13 protein-coding genes are annotated in these 16,371 nt (G+C 51.1%); 4 read left to right on the top strand and 9 right to left on the bottom strand.

Annotation, left to right across the window (positions count from 1 at the left end):
- Positions 1-91: 91 nt before the first annotated feature.
- The 4 genes from accC to BQ6873_RS15060 all read left to right on the top strand — a co-directional run bounded on the left by accC (position 92) and on the right by BQ6873_RS15060 (position 4,806).
- Positions 92-1,462 carry an acetyl-CoA carboxylase biotin carboxylase subunit gene (gene accC, locus BQ6873_RS15075; RefSeq protein WP_076593381.1) on the top strand — a complete coding sequence of 457 codons (1,371 nt, stop codon included), beginning with the start codon at positions 92-94 and terminating at the stop codon, positions 1,460-1,462.
- Positions 1,463-1,634: 172 nt separating this feature from the next.
- Positions 1,635-2,570 (top strand): 50S ribosomal protein L11 methyltransferase, encoded by a 936-nt coding sequence (prmA, locus tag BQ6873_RS15070; RefSeq protein WP_076593380.1) that lies wholly within the window; start codon positions 1,635-1,637, stop codon positions 2,568-2,570.
- An 8-nt stretch (positions 2,571-2,578) separates the two neighbouring features.
- On the top strand, positions 2,579-3,712 hold the full coding sequence (locus BQ6873_RS15065; RefSeq protein WP_076593379.1) for a DUF3426 domain-containing protein: 1,134 nt from the start codon (positions 2,579-2,581) through the stop codon (positions 3,710-3,712).
- 161 nt (positions 3,713-3,873) lie between these two features.
- A complete protein-coding gene (locus BQ6873_RS15060; RefSeq protein WP_076593378.1) occupies positions 3,874-4,806 on the top strand; it encodes a carbohydrate kinase family protein in 933 nt (310 codons plus the stop codon).
- Between the two features lie 62 nt (positions 4,807-4,868).
- On the opposite strand, the gene BQ6873_RS15055 is transcribed toward BQ6873_RS15060, so the two are convergent.
- From BQ6873_RS15055 to BQ6873_RS15015, 9 genes are all read right to left on the bottom strand, one after another.
- A complete protein-coding gene (locus tag BQ6873_RS15055; protein WP_076593377.1) occupies positions 4,869-5,411 on the bottom strand; it encodes a YggT family protein in 543 nt (180 codons plus the stop codon).
- Positions 5,412-5,503: 92 nt separating this feature from the next.
- Positions 5,504-6,175 carry a histone H1-like DNA-binding protein gene (locus BQ6873_RS15050; protein ID WP_076593376.1) on the bottom strand — a complete coding sequence of 224 codons (672 nt, stop codon included), beginning with the start codon at positions 6,173-6,175 and terminating at the stop codon, positions 5,504-5,506.
- Positions 6,176-6,664: 489 nt separating this feature from the next.
- Positions 6,665-7,849: a ribonucleotide-diphosphate reductase subunit beta gene (locus BQ6873_RS15045; protein WP_076593375.1), complete on the bottom strand. Its 1,185-nt coding sequence runs from the start codon at positions 7,847-7,849 to the stop codon at positions 6,665-6,667.
- A 151-nt stretch (positions 7,850-8,000) separates the two neighbouring features.
- Entirely contained in the window at positions 8,001-10,895 is a 2,895-nt protein-coding gene (locus BQ6873_RS15040; RefSeq protein WP_076593374.1) for a ribonucleoside-diphosphate reductase subunit alpha, read from the bottom strand.
- A gap of 373 nt (positions 10,896-11,268) precedes the next feature.
- Positions 11,269-11,907, bottom strand: a complete 639-nt coding sequence (ampD, locus tag BQ6873_RS15035) for a 1,6-anhydro-N-acetylmuramyl-L-alanine amidase AmpD (protein ID WP_076593373.1) — start codon at positions 11,905-11,907, stop codon at positions 11,269-11,271.
- On the bottom strand, positions 11,894-13,318 hold the full coding sequence (locus tag BQ6873_RS15030; protein WP_076593372.1) for a sigma-54-dependent transcriptional regulator: 1,425 nt from the start codon (positions 13,316-13,318) through the stop codon (positions 11,894-11,896). Before BQ6873_RS15030 ends, ampD begins: the two co-directional genes overlap by 14 nt.
- Positions 13,319-13,347: 29 nt before the next feature.
- Complete coding sequence (locus BQ6873_RS15025; protein ID WP_076593371.1) at positions 13,348-15,042, bottom strand: sensor histidine kinase; 1,695 nt, start codon at positions 15,040-15,042, stop codon at positions 13,348-13,350.
- A 3-nt stretch (positions 15,043-15,045) separates the two neighbouring features.
- The gene (locus BQ6873_RS15020; protein WP_076593370.1) at positions 15,046-15,285 is read right to left on the bottom strand and encodes a PP0621 family protein; all 240 of its coding nucleotides are present in this window, start codon (positions 15,283-15,285) and stop codon (positions 15,046-15,048) included.
- Positions 15,282-16,091, bottom strand: a complete 810-nt coding sequence (locus BQ6873_RS15015) for a cytochrome C assembly family protein (protein WP_076593369.1) — start codon at positions 16,089-16,091, stop codon at positions 15,282-15,284. The genes BQ6873_RS15020 and BQ6873_RS15015 overlap by 4 nt, the downstream gene beginning before the upstream one ends.
- Positions 16,092-16,371 lie beyond the last annotated feature (280 nt).

Raw genomic sequence — 16,371 nt, 5'->3', positions numbered from 1 at the left:
GGAAGCTTGGGGTCATACAGGCGACTACGCCGCCCCATCTTCACTCTCGCTGATTTGATTTCATCCTTTAACGACGAGTCCAATTTCCACTATGTTTGAAAAAATTCTTATCGCCAATCGTGGCGAAATCGCGCTTCGTATCCAGCGCGCTTGCCGCGAAATGGGCATCAAGACCGTGGTTGTTCATTCCGAAGCAGACCGCGATGCCAAATACGTCAAGTTGGCTGACGAGTCCGTTTGTATCGGACCTGCGCCATCGGCACTCAGCTATCTGAATATGCCAGCCATCATCAGCGCCGCTGAAGTGACTGATGCTGAAGCAATTCACCCTGGCTATGGCTTCTTGTCTGAAAATGCTGATTTTGCGGAACGCGTAGAGCAATCCGGCTTCGTCTTCATCGGCCCACGTTCTGAATCAATTCGCATGATGGGCGACAAAGTGTCAGCCAAGCAGGCAATGATCAAAGCCGGCGTACCATGCGTACCTGGCTCGGAAGGCGCATTGCCGACCGACACCAAAGAAATCATCCAGATCGCACGCAAAATCGGCTATCCAGTCATCATCAAGGCAGCTGGCGGTGGCGGCGGACGCGGTATGCGCGTTGTGCACACTGAAGCAGCATTGCTGAACGCTGTCACGATGACCAAGACTGAAGCTGGTGCTGCATTCGGCAATCCAGAAGTCTATATGGAGAAGTATCTGGAAAATCCACGTCACGTGGAAATCCAGATTCTGGCCGACGAACATAAAAATGCTATTTGGCTGGGCGAGCGCGACTGCTCCATGCAGCGTCGCCACCAAAAAGTGCTGGAAGAAGCGCCAGCGCCTGGCATCCCACGCAAAACGATCGAACGCATCGGTGACCGTTGTGCCGAAGCCTGCCGCAAGATGGGTTATCGCGGCGCAGGTACATTTGAGTTTCTGTACGAAAACGGCGAGTTCTATTTCATTGAAATGAACACCCGCGTCCAAGTTGAACATCCGGTGACTGAAATGATTACCGGCATCGACATCGTGCAAGAACAGATCCGCATCGCGGCCGGTGAGAAACTGCGTTTCCGCCAACGTGACGTGATCTTAAGCGGCCACGCCATCGAATGCCGTATCAATGCCGAAGATCCATTCAAGTTCACACCATCGCCAGGCAAGATTATTTCCTGGCATGCACCAGGTGGCCCAGGGATACGTGTCGATTCACATGCATACGCTGGCTACTACGTTCCACCTAACTATGATTCGATGGTTGGCAAAGTCATTGCGTACGGTGCAACACGTGAACAAGCTATCAAGCGTATGCAAATTGCCTTGTCAGAAATGGTTGTTGAAGGTATTCAAACCAACATCCCATTGCATCGTGAGTTGATGGTTGATGCCCGCTTTATCGAAGGCGGCACCAACATTCATTACCTCGAGCAAAAATTGGCAAACAAACCTGATTTGCCAAAAGAACCAAAAGCGTAATTGCAGCATCCAACGCGCAAGCGTTGTTATTCTCTAGCGGCTTGCTCCGCGACCGCCGTAACAATGGATAAGCATCTGTTGTTACGGCGAGTACAACAAATCATCATTCACCCCACCTGCTTCAGGCAGACAGCCAATATAATGGCTGACAGTAAAGTACATTGAGGTATTCATGAGCTGGACCGAAATCGTGATCGAAGTCGCCCGTACGCATGCGGAAGCATTGTCCGATGCGTTGATGGAGGCTGGCGCATTGTCGGTCTCGGTAGAAGATGCCGATTTCGGTACCGATGCCGAGCAACCGCTATTCGGCGAACCGGGCATGGAACCAACAGAAGCCGCATGGGAACACAGCCGCGTCGTCGCACTCACTCCAGTTGAGTCCGATCAGGCTGCCATCGTGGCCGAAGCAGCGCATGCCATTGGTCTGGCCGCATCTGATGTCGTCTTTACGCTACGTCCGGTTGCAGAACAGGATTGGGTACGTTTAACGCAATCCCAATTCGAGCCCATCCATATCGGTAAAAATATCTGGGTTGTTCCAAGCTGGCACGATGCTCCTGATCCGGATGCACTGGTGTTGGAACTGGACCCTGGCCTCGCCTTCGGTACCGGCAGTCACCCAACCACGCGTCTCTGTATGGAGTGGCTGGAAGCAAATCCACCAAGCAATTTAAGCGTTCTCGACTACGGCTGTGGCTCCGGCATACTCGCCATGGTGGCAGAAAAGCTGGGCGCAGCAAAAGTCATCGGCATCGATATTGATCCACAAGCGATTCAATCGGCCATCTTCAACACTGAACGTAATCATTGCGATATCGCGTATTACGTACCGGACGAATTCGCCACATCTGGCCACGCGCACACCTTCGATGTCGTCGTTGCCAACATCCTCGCCAATCCTTTGAAATTGATGGCACCAATGTTGTCGGGACGCGTCAATCCAGGCGGCAAACTGGTGCTGTCAGGTGTACTCGCTACTCAAGTAGATGAAGTCACCGCTGCTTACGCGCCATTCATCGCGCTGAGCGTATGGGCTGAGCACGAAGGCTGGGTCGCCCTCGCCGGTCACCTGCCATCCAGTCCTGAATCGTCAGGCCGACAATAGCGCACACCATGGCACTCGCGACTCAATGTCCTCACTGCCAAACGACGTTTCGCGTCGCGCATGATCAATTGAAGTTGCGCGCAGGGCTGGTGCGCTGTGGCTATTGCAAGGAAATTTTCAACGGCATCGAGAATTTGCTGCCATCAGAAGATGCCGCACCACCAGTCACTCCCGCCCCTGCTGCCAGTGACACGCCGGTAGCCGAAGCGGTAGCACCAGTTGCAACGGAATCCGCAACAGCACCCATCCAAACATCAGATGAAACGAATGAAGTAGCTGCTGCGAGCGAAGAGGCGATCATTGCCCCTCCTCCGGCCAGCAAAATAGATTTCGACATCCCCGCCGGATTTGAGCGCGACGCCGATATCCATACGGCAATATCCACATACGAAGAAAACAAACCTGAAGATCCTTTGCAACGGATGACCTTGCTGGACTTCACGCGCGATCTGCCGGATGAAATCACTGCCGAAACCACTCAGTCTACATACGACCCGCATGCACCTGACGAGTTAGACGAAGCGATGAAGGATTTGCAGCGCAGACCATGGCGCGGCAGCAAAAAATCCGCCCGTGCAGAAGAACGCGATGCACTGGATGAAGTCGATGCAGAAGATGAACCTAGTTTTCTCAAGCATGGTCGCCAGCGGCAACGTCTGAGCCGGAAATTACGCATTTTCCTGAGCGCAGGCTCCTTCGTTTTGCTCATAGCAGCACTTGCGCAGAGTACTTATGTATTCCGCAATCAAATCGCCGGCTGGTTCCCGGAGACCAAACCCATACTCACACAAATGTGCAGCATGCTCGATTGCCGTATCGATCTGCCTGCCCAGATAGACCAAGTATCTATCGAGTCCAGCGAATTACAAACGCTAGCTACCAACAAAGATACGTTTGTACTCACTACGCTGCTACGCAACTACAGCAGCACGCCGCAGGAATGGCCACACATCGAGTTGACTCTCAACGATACGAATGAAAAGCCGCTGTTGCGCCGCGTTTTCAATCCGACCGATTACCTCAGCAACGCCGAAGACATGCGACTCGGCTTTGCCTCCCGCAGCGAACGTAGCGTTAAACTGTCTTTTGAACTGGCGCAAATCAAGGCCTCCGGTTACCGCGTGTATTTGTTCTATCCCTGATGAGCAGTGTTCATACATGCAGTAAGCACAGGACTACATCAGACTGCTTTAGCCATCGACAAGAAACTCTGTAGTACCAGACTATGGCCGCAGGCGAAATACACAGTGTATGATTGCGACCAATTTCCTATCCTTTACCCAACATCTTTCCATCCCTACCTATGAAATCCTTAATCTGTGGCTCCGTCGCTTTCGATACGATCATGTCCTTCGAAGGTCGTTTTTCTGAATCATTGCTGGCGGACCAACTACACAAAATCAATGTGTCCTTCTTGGTACCGACCATGCGCCGTGAGTTTGGCGGCTGTGCAGGCAATATCGCCTACAACCTGAAATTGCTCGGTGGTGATCCGCTCATCATGGCAACCATAGGCCAGGACGACGCATCCTATCGCGAGCGTCTGGAACAATTACAGATTTCACAGCAATGCCTCAAGACCATCGATGACGCCTACACCGGCCAGGCTCTCATCACGACCGATGCAGACGGCAACCAGATCAATGCATTCCATCCGGGTGCCATGAGCTTCTCGCATTACAACAAGGTAGCTGATGCTGGTGATGTCGCGATTGCGATCGTTGCGCCAGACGGCCGTGACGGTATGTTGCAGCATGCGCAGCATTGCGCTGATTTGAACATTCCCTTGATCTTCGATCCGGGCCAAGGCTTGCCTATGTTCAACGGCGACGAATTGAAGAACTTCATTGAATTGGCGACCTATGTTGCCGTCAATGATTACGAAGCGGAATTATTAACCGGGCGTACAGGTCTGTCGCTGCAGGAAATTTCCCAGCGCGTTTCGGCATTGGTTGTGACTCGCGGCGAACAAGGCGCAGAAATCTTCAGCGGCAACGCACATCTGATGATTCCGTGTGTGAAGGCAGAGAAGATCGTTGACCCAACCGGCTGTGGCGATGCATTCCGTGCCGGCATGCTGTTTGGTTTGACCAATGGTATGGATTGGGCGACAACTGGACGACTTTCCAGCCTGATGGGTTCCATCAAGATCGCACATCAAGGTCCGCAGAACCACGTATTGTCACGTGCAGAGATCGACGACCGTTTCCATCAAGCGTTCGGCTATCGCCTGTAAGCAGAGCGATGCAAGACGTGCTGGCGATGGACTCCTTCGCCAGCACAGTAAAAAATCTTATCTCAGAGCAATGACGCCACCAGCGTCGTCACTAACTGAATTGCTATTCTCAGCAAGATCAGCGCAACCAGCGGTGACAAATCGATCGTCCCGATCAAGGGCACAACACGACGCAATGGCCGCATCAGCGGATCGTTCAAAGCGCGCACAAATGGCGCCAGCGGCGCATGCGGATTGACCCAGCTAAAAATCACCTCGATCAGTATCAAACCGATCAAGCCGTATAACGCCCACTGAACGACGCGCAGTACCGCTAACAACAGTACCGTCTGCGGTGTAAAGCCGCCGCTCAGCCATACATCAAAGGCAGTTGCCAGCAACGCGACCAGGAAGGCAGCAATCACACTGGCCCAATCGTAACCACCGGCACCCGGCAATACGCGGCGCAAGGGACGTACCAGCCAATCCGTCAATTTATACGTAAATTGCGCGAGTTCTATCGGTGGACGCACGCGCACAGCCTGCATCCAGAATCTGAGCAGCAAAGCACCGGCCAGCACCACGGCAACGGTATCAATAATCAGCGTAAATACACTATCCAGCACGGAGACTCCTTAAAAAAAAACCGCTGTGCGACAAAAGCCACACAGCGGGATTGTGCCTGAATTTAACCAGGCGCATCCAAGCGAACCTGGATTTACGGACGTGTGCCCGTTGGAAACGGCCATGCTGCTGCCGGATTCAACACCGTCTTGACTGCAGGCGCTGCTACTGCTGCTGGCTTAGCTGCAGGCTTTTTAGGCGCTGCTGCTTTTTTAGCGACAGGCTTTTTAGCTACTGCTTTTTTAGCTACCGGCTTCTTTGCTACAGCCTTTTTAGCCGCTGGCTTTTTAGCTGCTGCTTTTTTAGCTACCGGCTTTTTTGCTACAGCCTTTTTAGCCGCTGGCTTTTTAGCTGCTGCTTTTTTAGCCGCTGGCTTTTTCTTAGCAACGACTTTTTTAGCTACAGCTTTCTTAGCTACTGGCTTTTTGGCTGCTGCTTTTTTAGCCGCTGGCTTTTTCTTAGCAACGACTTTTTTAGCTACAGCTTTCTTAGCTACTGGCTTTTTGGCTGCTGCTTTTTTAGCCACTGGCTTTTTCTTAGCAACGACTTTTTTAGCTACAGCTTTTTTAGCTACTGGCTTTTTGGCTGCTGCTTTTTTAGCCACTGGCTTTTTAGCTACAGCTTTTTTAGCGACAGGCTTTTTAGCTGCTGCTTTTTTAGCTACCGGTTTTTTGGCGGCTGGTTTTTTTGCTGCAACTGGTTTTTTAGCTGCTGCTTTCTTTGCAGCAGGTTTCTTAGCTGCTGGTTTTTTTGCTGCTGTTGCCATTTTGTTTCTCCTTCACGTGATGGAAAAAATCAAGCTTCTAGGTTTGAAACCCTCCCGCACCATCGCGATGGTTTGGGCGAATTATTCATCGGCACAAGCGTACTTGTTGCTTGCGCTAATGAATTCGGCTCCAGCTGAACTGCTGCATCCCCTCACTTATGCAGCACTTCAGCCTTACATGGCTATGCGTACGTCGTAGCAGCGCTACCGCTATAGCCAAAAAAAACGCCAGCGTACACGCCAGCATTGGAATTCTGTTTCTGAAAGAACAAACTTTTTTTAAAGAAAAAAGCCGCCTCACCTGACTGAATCAGATGATGCGGCTTGAGCAGATGAGATCGTATCGGTCTTCTACTGTTCATTAAATTTGGTTGTTGCCTTTCCTGTTTTCTGCAGTCTTTGTAATTCCTGTTGATAGCGACTGCATGTTGGGAACTACTTTTTGGTGCTGTTCATTTCGCGTTTGCTACCACGCGATGTTCAAATTATTTATTCCCAGTTGAGCGCGCCACCTGTCTGGTATTCGATGACTCGTGTCTCAAAAAAGTTACGTTCTTTTTTCAGATCGATCATTTCGCTCATCCATGGGAATGGATTTTCTTCTTGTTCGAACATCGGTTCCAAACCGATTTGTTGTGCACGGCGATTTGCGATGAATCTCAAATACCCCTTGAACATCGGTGCGTTCAGTCCAAGCACTCCACGCGGCATTGTATCCTCTGCGTAGCGATATTCCAACTCTACTGCGCGTAAAAACAACGTTTTAATTTCTTCGCGAAATTGCGGGGTCCACAAATGCGGATTTTCGAGCTTGATCGTGTTGATCAAATCGATGCCGAAGTTGCAGTGCATAGACTCATCACGCAGGATGTATTGATACTGCTCTGCAGCACCCATCATCTTGTTTTGACGACCGAGCGCGAGGATCTGTGCGAAGCCGACATAGAAGAACAAGCCTTCCATCAAGCATGCAAACACGATCAGCGAGCGCAGCAAAGTCTGATCGGTTTCAACCGTACCGGTCTTGAACTCAGGATCAGTCAGCACATCAATGAATGGGATCAGGAATTGATCCTTGTCGCGGATCGACTCAACTTCGTTGTACGCATTGAAGATTTCGCCTTCGTCCAGACCGAGCGATTCAACGATGTATTGGTAAGCGTGAGTATGAATTGCTTCTTCAAATGCCTGACGCAACAGGTACTGACGGCACTCTGGTGCCGTGATGTGGCGATAAGTACCAAGCACGATGTTATTGGCAGCCAGCGAATCCGCCGTGACGAAAAAGCCGAGGTTACGCTTGACCAGACGACGCTCGTCATCGGTCAAACCGTTCGGATTTTTCCACAGTTCAATATCGCGCTGCATGTTGATTTCTTGCGGCATCCAGTGGTTTGCGCAACCAGCCAGATATTTATCCCACGCCCATTTGTATTTGAACGGGACTAATTGATTGACGTCGGTTTTACCGTTGATGATGCGCTTGTCGGCCGCATTCATGCGGCGTGTCGGATCAACGCCGTCGGCAGACTTCTCCACCACAACCGGATTCAGTGCGACATCTTGCTGCGCTTGCACACGTTGCGCAGCTGCGTCACGTACTTGTTGCAAGACCGGCTGCAATGCTGGTTGCGCTGGTGCTGCCGGAGTAACTTCTTCATCCCAACTTAGCATGACTTATTTCCTTATTCGTATTCTGCTGATGCTCTTGGCATCGCTACTGCAGCACAAAACCTATAGTGCTTTGGCTACATTCTTTGACTCAAGTTCAATCTCGCATCGCGAAGCGTGTTGATTTTCACTTCGCGATGCTGCTTTTTGCTGCTTATTGGCAGGCTTCGCACTCTTCAAATCCGGCATCACCAGGACGCAACATGCAAGCTGGACCATCCGTCTCTTGTGCCGATACACCGGAAGATGAGCCGCTACCGGAATCTACCGAGTTCAAGGCACCGGTTTTGGAGGTCGATTTCTCAGTGTGCGTTGCACCCATGGTACGCAGGTAGTAAGTGGTTTTCAGGCCACGCAACCATGCCAACTTGTAGGTGTCGTCGAGTTTTTTGCCCGATGCGCCTGCCATGTAGATATTCAGCGATTGCGCTTGATCTATCCATTTTTGACGACGCGATGCGGCTTCTACCAACCACGATGGCTCCACTTCGAATGCTGTTGCATAAATCGCACGCAGATCTTGCGGAATGCGGTCGATCTTCGCCAAGCTGCCGTCGAAGTATTTAAGATCGGAAATCATGACTTCATCCCACAAGCCACGTGCCTTCAGATCGCGTACCAGGTATTCATTGATTTCAGTGAATTCGCCGGACAAGTTCGATTTGACGTACAGATTCTGGTAAGTCGGTTCGATACAAGCCGAAACACCAATAATGTTGGAAATCGTCGCTGTCGGTGCAATCGCTACGCAATTGGAATTACGCATGCCGAATTGCTGAATACGTGCGCGCAATGGCGCCCAATCCAGCGATTCGCTCATATCTGTTTCCAGATAACCGCCACGCTCTTCTGCCAGCAATTTAAGCGAATCCTGCGGCAGGATGCCACGATCCCACAAGGAACCTTTGTACGAACTGTAGCTGCCGCGTTCTTCTGCCAGCTCGGTCGATGCGTAGTAAGCGTAATAGCAGACTGCTTCCATCGATTTATCAGCAAATTGCACTGCATCATTGGAGGCGTATGGAATGCGCATCATGTGCAAGCAATCCTGGAAACCCATGATACCGAGACCGACCGGACGGTGACGCAGGTTGGAGTCACGTGCTTTATCGACTGCGTAGTAATTGATATCAATCACGTTATCGAGCATACGCATCGCGGTGCGGATGGTTTTTTGCAGCTTGACGTGATCCAGCTTGCCGTCTTTCATATGGGCAGGCATGTTGACCGAACCCAAGTTACAGACTGCGATTTCCGATTCGTTGGTATTGAGCGTGATCTCGGTGCACAGATTCGAGCTGTGAACGACACCGACGTGCTGTTGTGGCGAACGGATGTTGCATGGGTCTTTAAATGTGATCCATGGATGGCCAGTTTCAAACAGCATGGACAACATCTTGCGCCACAGATCCAGCGCCTGGATGGTCTTGAACAGCTTCAATTCGCCGCGTGCAGCTTTGGCTTCGTAGCCGGTGTAAGCCGCTTCAAATGCTTTGCCGACTTTGTCATGCAGGTCTGGCGTATCCGATGGCGAGAACAAGGTCCACTCGCCTTTTTCCATGACACGCTTCATGAACAGATCCGGAATCCAGTTCGCAGTATTCATATCGTGCGTACGACGGCGGTCATCGCCGGTGTTTTTACGCAGGTCGAGGAATTCCTCGATATCCATGTGCCAGGTTTCCAAGTAAGCGCAGACTGCGCCTTTGCGTTTGCCGCCCTGGTTAACCGCGACAGCGGTGTCGTTAACTACTTTCAGGAATGGCACCACGCCTTGCGAGCGACCATTTGTACCTTTGATATGTGCACCGAGCGAACGTACTGGCGTCCAGTCGTTACCCAAACCACCTGCGTATTTCGCCAACAATGCGTTTTCCTTGATGGCATCGTAAATGCCAGCCAAGTCATCGCCCACTGTTGTCAAATAGCATGACGACAATTGTGAACGCTGAGTACCGGAATTGAACAGGGTCGGTGTCGAGCTCATGAAGTCGAAGCTCGACAACAGGTTGTAGAACTCGATAGCGCGTTCTTCGCGATTGCTTTCGCTCAGCGCCAAGCCCATTGCAACGCGCATGTAGAACGCTTGCGGCATTTCAATGCGTTGATCGGCAATGTGCAGGAAGTAACGGTCATACAAGGTTTGCAGGCCGAGGTAGCCGAATTGCAGATCGCGTTCCGGCTTCAATGCTTCTGCCAGTCTTTTCAGATCAAATTCGCCCAATTTGGCATCGAGCAGTTCTGCCGCGATACCTTTTTGGATGAATTGCGAAAAATAGACCAGGTACTCTGCCGGTGCAGCAGCTTGCGCTACTTCTCTGCCGAAGACTTCTTTACGTATCGTGTGCATCAGCAAACGTGCTGTCACGGTGCTGTAAGCCGGATCTTTTTCCATCAGCGCACGTGCTGCCAGAATTGCCGACTTGTGCAATTCTTCAACCGGTACGCCGTCATACAGATTCTTGACTGTTTCGCGCAGGATGGCTTCTGCATCGACGTGCTTTTCGAGTCCGATGCAAGCAGCGTTGATCAGATCACGGACTTGATTCATGTCCAGTGGACGACGCTGACCATTTTCGGTGACGTGTAATTGGTTCTCGGATTCAACGGTAGGCTTAGCTGCATGCTGCTGCGCACGCTCTTCCATCCGTTTAAAGCGATACAAGACATAAGCGCGCGCGACATCGTGCTCACCTGAACGCATCAGCGCCAGTTCGACTTGATCCTGAATATCTTCGATGTGGAAAGTACCGCCAGCTGGCTGACGACGCACCAAGGCGTTCACCACGCTGGAAGTCAATTGCTCAACCAATTCACGGACGCGCGCGGATGCCGCACCTTGTCCGCCATTGACAGCCAAAAAGGCCTTGGTCACAGCGATGGAAATTTTCGACGGTTCGAAACCGACAACGGCGCCATTACGGCGCAAGATGCGATAGTCGCCTAAAGCTGCGCTATTCGTGTCAGAGGTCGATGCTGCAACCGCGAGGGGCGCGATATTGCCAATGTCTGTCGACGACTTGGCTAAAGTTTCTTGCGTAGAGTGCATTACGACTCCTTCGATAAGGGTTGTCGGCAATATTGCCGTACTTGTTTTAAGAGAGAAAACCGGTGCTACCGGTTTCGCGAAAATCATTCGTCTGAGCCGCATATATAGTCAACGCATGCTTGCGTTGAACGCTAATACCGACACTATCTATATGACATCTGTTCAGAACTCCCTACTAATATGAATTAACAAATTACTTTGAGGCGTTATAACTGAACAAACTGAAGGTGGGACCGACAAATTCACTACATCTAGTGCGAAAGTTACGATCTGCACTAATTCTAGTGCGCGAAACTCGAGGATGCAATCAATTTTTCAGTAGTTTTCGATATATTTTTTTATATGAATATATGGGATTGCCACGCGGTATTTTTTACATTATGCAGAACGCCAAATCTGCCGATTCAGTGCCCATATTGATCGCTGTACGTTGCAAGGAACGATAGCGTGCTTCGTACTTCTGCCAGTCAAAAAACGGCCCTGGATCGGTCTTGCGACCTGGTGCAATATGCTCATGGCCAGTAACGTTCATTAAAGGATAACTAGCTTTTAATGCAACAGTCAGTGATGCCAGCGCAGCATATTGCCCATCTTCAAATGGTTCAAAGTCTGTGCCTTCCAACTCAATCCCAATCGAAAAATCATTGCAACGCTCCTGCCCGCAAAAGGAAGAAGCGCCAGCATGCCATGCCCGATCATTCGCCGAAACGAATTGCAACACTGTGCCGTCCCGACGAATTAAAAAGTGTGCCGAAACGCGCAAAGGTCGCAACTGATCGAAATAGGGGTCCGCATTGTAATCTAATTGATTCAAAAATAAATCAGAAATATACGAACCGCCAAACTGACCCGGCGGCAAACTGATGTTATGAACAACGACTAATGCAATTTCTGTTCCTTCAGCCCGCACATCGAAATTAGGCGACGGCAGCCGTACAACGTCTGCCGCCCAACCGTCCGCATCGATCTGAAATGGTGATGGTGTGTTCTGCACGGTCTTATTCCGGTGCATTAATATCTAGTCGCTGCATGCGATAACGCAATTGACGGAAGCTGATACCGAGCAGTTCGGCCGCTTGGGTACGATTGAATTGTGTTTTGCTTAATGCACGTCGAATGATTTCGCGTTCGACATCATCCAGATGATCCGGCAATGATTCCGGCAAGTCACGTGCAGAAGAGGTGACGCTTGTTGCCATCTCCGCCACTTTCACATCTGACGGAACCGCGAGAAGTTCTGCTTGCGGAGCAACAGCCACGGCTTTCGCTGCACTTGGCGCCTTCAATACCAGATCAGCAACCTCTATCAAGCCATCATTGGAAAATGCCAATGCACGTTCCAGTATATTTTCCAGTTCGCGCACATTGCCCGGGAAAGAATAATGCTGCAGCGCTTCCAGCACGGCTGGCGTCAATGTGGTTTGCTCGGCACCCAGTCGCGTCAAGATCGTTTTTGCCAGCAAGGCGATATCGTCCAGACGCTCACGTAGCGGTGGCAAATTCAGTTCGATCACATTCAGGCGGTAATACAAATCCTGCCGGAACGTTCCTTTGCCAACGCAATCGTGCAAATTTTGATGCGTCGCACTAATAATACGAACATCAACTGGCTCTTCCACCGTCGCCCCAACCTTGCGCACACGACGTTCCTGTATCGCGCGCAACAATTTGACTTGCATCGCCAGCGGCAGATCCGCCACCTCATCCAGCAACAAAGTGCCACCGTTAGCTGCCTGGAAGAAACCATCTCTATCGTCCACCGCACCGGTAAACGCACCTTTGCGATAGCCGAAAAATTCCGCTTCCATCAAATTTTCCGGGATCGCGCCGCAATTGACTGCGATAAAAGATTTGTCGCTACGTGCACTTTGCGCATGGATATCGCGTGCAGCCAATTCTTTGCCGCTGCCGGATTCCCCGCTGATCGCAACCGGTGCCATGCTGCGTGCCAGACGTGCGATTTGCACGCGCAAGGCATGCATCGCATCCGATTGCCCCATCAAGCGCAAGGAAGTTGGCGCGGCAGTTTTCTCGATTGCTTGATCTGTGCCAGTCTGGCTGATACGCAAAGCCGAACGCACCATCACGCGCAATTGCTCCAGCCCTACTGGTTTGGATAAATAATCAAAGGCACCTGCCTTCAATGCCACAACCGCATTGTCGGCGCTACCGAATGCAGTAATCACGGCAACCGGCGTGTTCTTGTATTGCGCGGTAATTTCCTGCACCAACTCTATGCCCAAGCCATCCGGCAAGCGCATATCGGTCAAGACCAGTGCGTATTCATTCTTGGCAAGATAGTCGCGCGCGACAGTCAGATTCTGGGCGCTATCGATATCCAGGCCCATTTTGACGAGTGTGATTTCCAGCAGCTCACGCAGATCTGCCTCATCATCAACAATCAGGATGCGAGGTGAGGTCATTGCGTGCGGCTTTTACGGTTGATCGACATTTAAACAGCTTCGTTAGTGGCAAAAGTAATCACAAATCGACCGGATGGCGAATTGTGTCCATCATCCGTTCTATATTCATAGTTCAGCATCGCACCATTATTCAGGCACAGTTCGCGCGCCAGATAAAGGCCGAGGCCGGTGCCTTTATTAGAGGTCGTATAAAACGGCTCGAATAAATGGGCGCGGACTGCCGAGCTAATCTGCAATCCATTGTCTTGCACATGCAATTCCAGTCTATGTCCAATGTTGGACACTATATAGATACGGATACTGCCAGGCGCACCACTCGCGTAGCGTAACGCATTTGTCAGCAAGTTCAAGACGATTTCGCGCAAATGCAACGGATCGAAACGGACTTTATACGGCTTCATATCACCGACTTCAATCACGTCTTCCTTGAGTTCATGTGTTTCTCGCAACTCGGCTAAAACATCATCAAACAGCAGTCCAAGACAAAGTGGCTCGTGATACTGATGCGCCTTGCGCGACAGCTTCAAGATGTCTTCAATCATGCGATTCAAGCGCGCCACATTCTCACTGATGATGGTAAGCAAGCGGCGCTGACTTGCCTTCGGCTCGTCTTCTATCAACAGAGAAGTGGCATGACCAATTGCAGACAAAGGATTGCGCACCTCATGCGCGATACTTGCGGTCAGACGTCCCATCGATGCCAGCTTCAGTTGCTGTGCCTGGTTCTCGATTTCAGTCACGTCCTGCAAAAAGATCACGACGCGATCTTCCAGTACACCGTCTGCATCCACTTTGGCAAAACGCAATTTCAAATGCGTCATCAACTCGCGGCGGCCGCCCATGATCGTCGTACCACCTTGCAAGGTATTGTCTTCCGTATGCTTGATGAAAACAAAGGTCGGCGCCTGTGTATTAGCCTGAGTGGGCGCACGCAAACCTGAATTGGCACTCCAGGAAGAATAAGCCGCGGCGATCGGTGCCAGCCACACCATGTCTGATAGCTTGCCGTATGCTTTTTCATGTGGAAATGTCAGCCCCAGCATGCGCGCAGCTGCTGGGTTACTCGTCAACACACGTCCCTTGCGATCGACGACCAGAATGCCGTCTTCCATATCGGCGATGACTAGGCGATTGATCACCTGCTGCACATGCAAGGCCCGACCTCGTCCCAGCGCCAGCGATTCCTGCTTGATCAGTCGTGCCGCCAAGCGGTTGATCGCAAAGATGATGATGAAAAATGCCGCACCATACAAACCCACCTGCGAAGATGAGATGTCCGCATTTTCATTCAGCAGCTGATAACCGTTTTCTGCCAGCAGCACCAAAGTGACAGCCGAGACAAAAAACAATGCCAGCACCAGCGGCGCAAGAATTGCCCCTCCCGCCAGCGGGAATAAATACAGAATCGCCAAGCCGCTCTTGATGCCGCCAGCCGACAAATACAGCATGGTGATAGCCGCAATATCAACCGCTATCTGTACTACTACCTGCAACAGGAAGCGACGACGCCAGTACAAAGACAGCAACACAAAGACCAGCGCCAGCACCAGATAAACAATACAAGCGTCCCAGAAGCGCTCTTTGTGCAGCCATAACTTGCCTGCGCTCATGCCGAAATAGCCGAGCAAAACGCCCACAATCAAAGTGCGCGTCAGGGTAAACGCCTGCAAGGTACGCCAGAACGTCGCCCGCGTATCCTCAGGAACAGGTTTGATGCTGCTCATGAATTAGCGTGCAACATGTAGGCGACGATGCTCATCGCTGCAAAACGCCGTGTTGGCAGTATTGAATACCGCTTCGGAGGCAGGAAAATGTATTCCGCAATGCGCACAAGTCAGCATGGCCTCGCCTTCAAGAGCAGCAGCTTGCGGTTTCCTTGGAGGAGTATCAACTTTGGTCGATGATTTTTTACTGCGGAGTATCCAGATGACCGCGAAAATGACGACGGCCCACAACAACAACTTCATGCAAGACTCCGATGCAATATGACTTCAAACACGAAGCGGCTGCCGACATAGGCCAAAAACAAGGTCGTAAAACCCGTCAGCGTAAAACTCAGTGCCGTCTTGCCGCGCCAGCCGCGCCACTTGCGTCCAGCCAGCAACACACCAAATAAAACCCACGACAGCATCGTGAATATCGTTTTGTGATCCCATTTGAAAGCCTTGCCGAATAACTCTTCAGAGAAGATGACGCCGGACAATACCGTCAAGGTCAGCAGGAAGAAACCAAACCCGATCAGACGAAACAGCAATTTTTCCATCGTCAACAACGCCGGCAGACGATCTATCGCCAACGAGAACCAACCTGTTTTTTGCACGCTCACACGCGTATGCAACTTGGATTCTTGCAAAGCCATCAGGACAGCATGGAAAGCCGCAATCGTTAATGTGCTGTAGGCCAGCATCGCAATCGCAATATGCCAAGGGAAAAGTGCTGACTTACCCACGAGTGGAATCATGCTGCCGGGGAAAATCGTAGGCAGCAGCACACCCACTGCCGCACACGGCAACACCAGGATACGCAAACCGTCCAGACTGAAATTGCGATTTTCCAACCAGTAAGCCGCAACAGAAATCCACAAAGCGCCGGACAGCATGATGGCAAATCCCATGCGCAGCGCATCATGTCCGATCACGTCCACCCACAACGCGCCGCCATGCAAAAGCCAACCGATCAGGGTGCCAATGGAAATCGCCATGCGATTTTTTGACGGCAAGAATGCGCAAACCGCATAGAACAAAGCCGCCAAGACAAAAAAGTATGTGTACATTATTTAAGTTTACACCATGTGATCCGAACATCCTGCGGGAGAAAAGCCCAAACACCGCACCCGCACCTTGTTTCATGTTCTAGCAATTTCCATACTCAGCCCTCTTTGCCTAGGTGCGCGCTTATCGCAAGAATTGCTCTCGCGACATTACCATCAGCCGAGAAAAAACGCTTATACAACATGAACACATTGCAAGAATCCTTACCTATCGCCTCATCCGGCACGGCACCTTGTCATTCCGACTAGAAGCCACATGTCTGCTGACGCACTATATATAGAA

Origin of the sequence: Herminiimonas arsenitoxidans (assembly GCF_900130075.1) — a bacterium.
In the GTDB taxonomy this organism is placed as follows: domain Bacteria; phylum Pseudomonadota; class Gammaproteobacteria; order Burkholderiales; family Burkholderiaceae_D; genus Oxalicibacterium; species Oxalicibacterium arsenitoxidans.
Note: the sequence above shows the minus strand (reverse complement) of the source record. Positions and strands in the feature narration are given on the sequence as shown.

What these genes read in the sequence shown, in the direction of transcription:
- accC (WP_076593381.1), top strand. Translation starts at nt 92, where the DNA reads ATGTTTGAAAAAATTCTTATCGCCAATCGTGGCGAAATCGCGCTTCGT.
- prmA (WP_076593380.1), top strand. Translation starts at nt 1,635, where the DNA reads ATGAGCTGGACCGAAATCGTGATCGAAGTCGCCCGTACGCATGCGGAA.
- BQ6873_RS15065 (WP_076593379.1), top strand. Translation starts at nt 2,579, where the DNA reads ATGGCACTCGCGACTCAATGTCCTCACTGCCAAACGACGTTTCGCGTC.
- BQ6873_RS15060 (WP_076593378.1), top strand. Translation starts at nt 3,874, where the DNA reads ATGAAATCCTTAATCTGTGGCTCCGTCGCTTTCGATACGATCATGTCC.
- BQ6873_RS15050 (WP_076593376.1), bottom strand. Translation starts at nt 6,175, where the DNA reads ATGGCAACAGCAGCAAAAAAACCAGCAGCTAAGAAACCTGCTGCAAAG.
- BQ6873_RS15045 (WP_076593375.1), bottom strand. Translation starts at nt 7,849, where the DNA reads ATGCTAAGTTGGGATGAAGAAGTTACTCCGGCAGCACCAGCGCAACCA.
- BQ6873_RS15040 (WP_076593374.1), bottom strand. Translation starts at nt 10,895, where the DNA reads ATGCACTCTACGCAAGAAACTTTAGCCAAGTCGTCGACAGACATTGGC.
- ampD (WP_076593373.1), bottom strand. Translation starts at nt 11,907, where the DNA reads ATGCACCGGAATAAGACCGTGCAGAACACACCATCACCATTTCAGATC.
- BQ6873_RS15030 (WP_076593372.1), bottom strand. Translation starts at nt 13,318, where the DNA reads ATGACCTCACCTCGCATCCTGATTGTTGATGATGAGGCAGATCTGCGT.
- BQ6873_RS15025 (WP_076593371.1), bottom strand. Translation starts at nt 15,042, where the DNA reads ATGAGCAGCATCAAACCTGTTCCTGAGGATACGCGGGCGACGTTCTGG.
- BQ6873_RS15020 (WP_076593370.1), bottom strand. Translation starts at nt 15,285, where the DNA reads ATGAAGTTGTTGTTGTGGGCCGTCGTCATTTTCGCGGTCATCTGGATA.
- BQ6873_RS15015 (WP_076593369.1), bottom strand. Translation starts at nt 16,091, where the DNA reads ATGTACACATACTTTTTTGTCTTGGCGGCTTTGTTCTATGCGGTTTGC.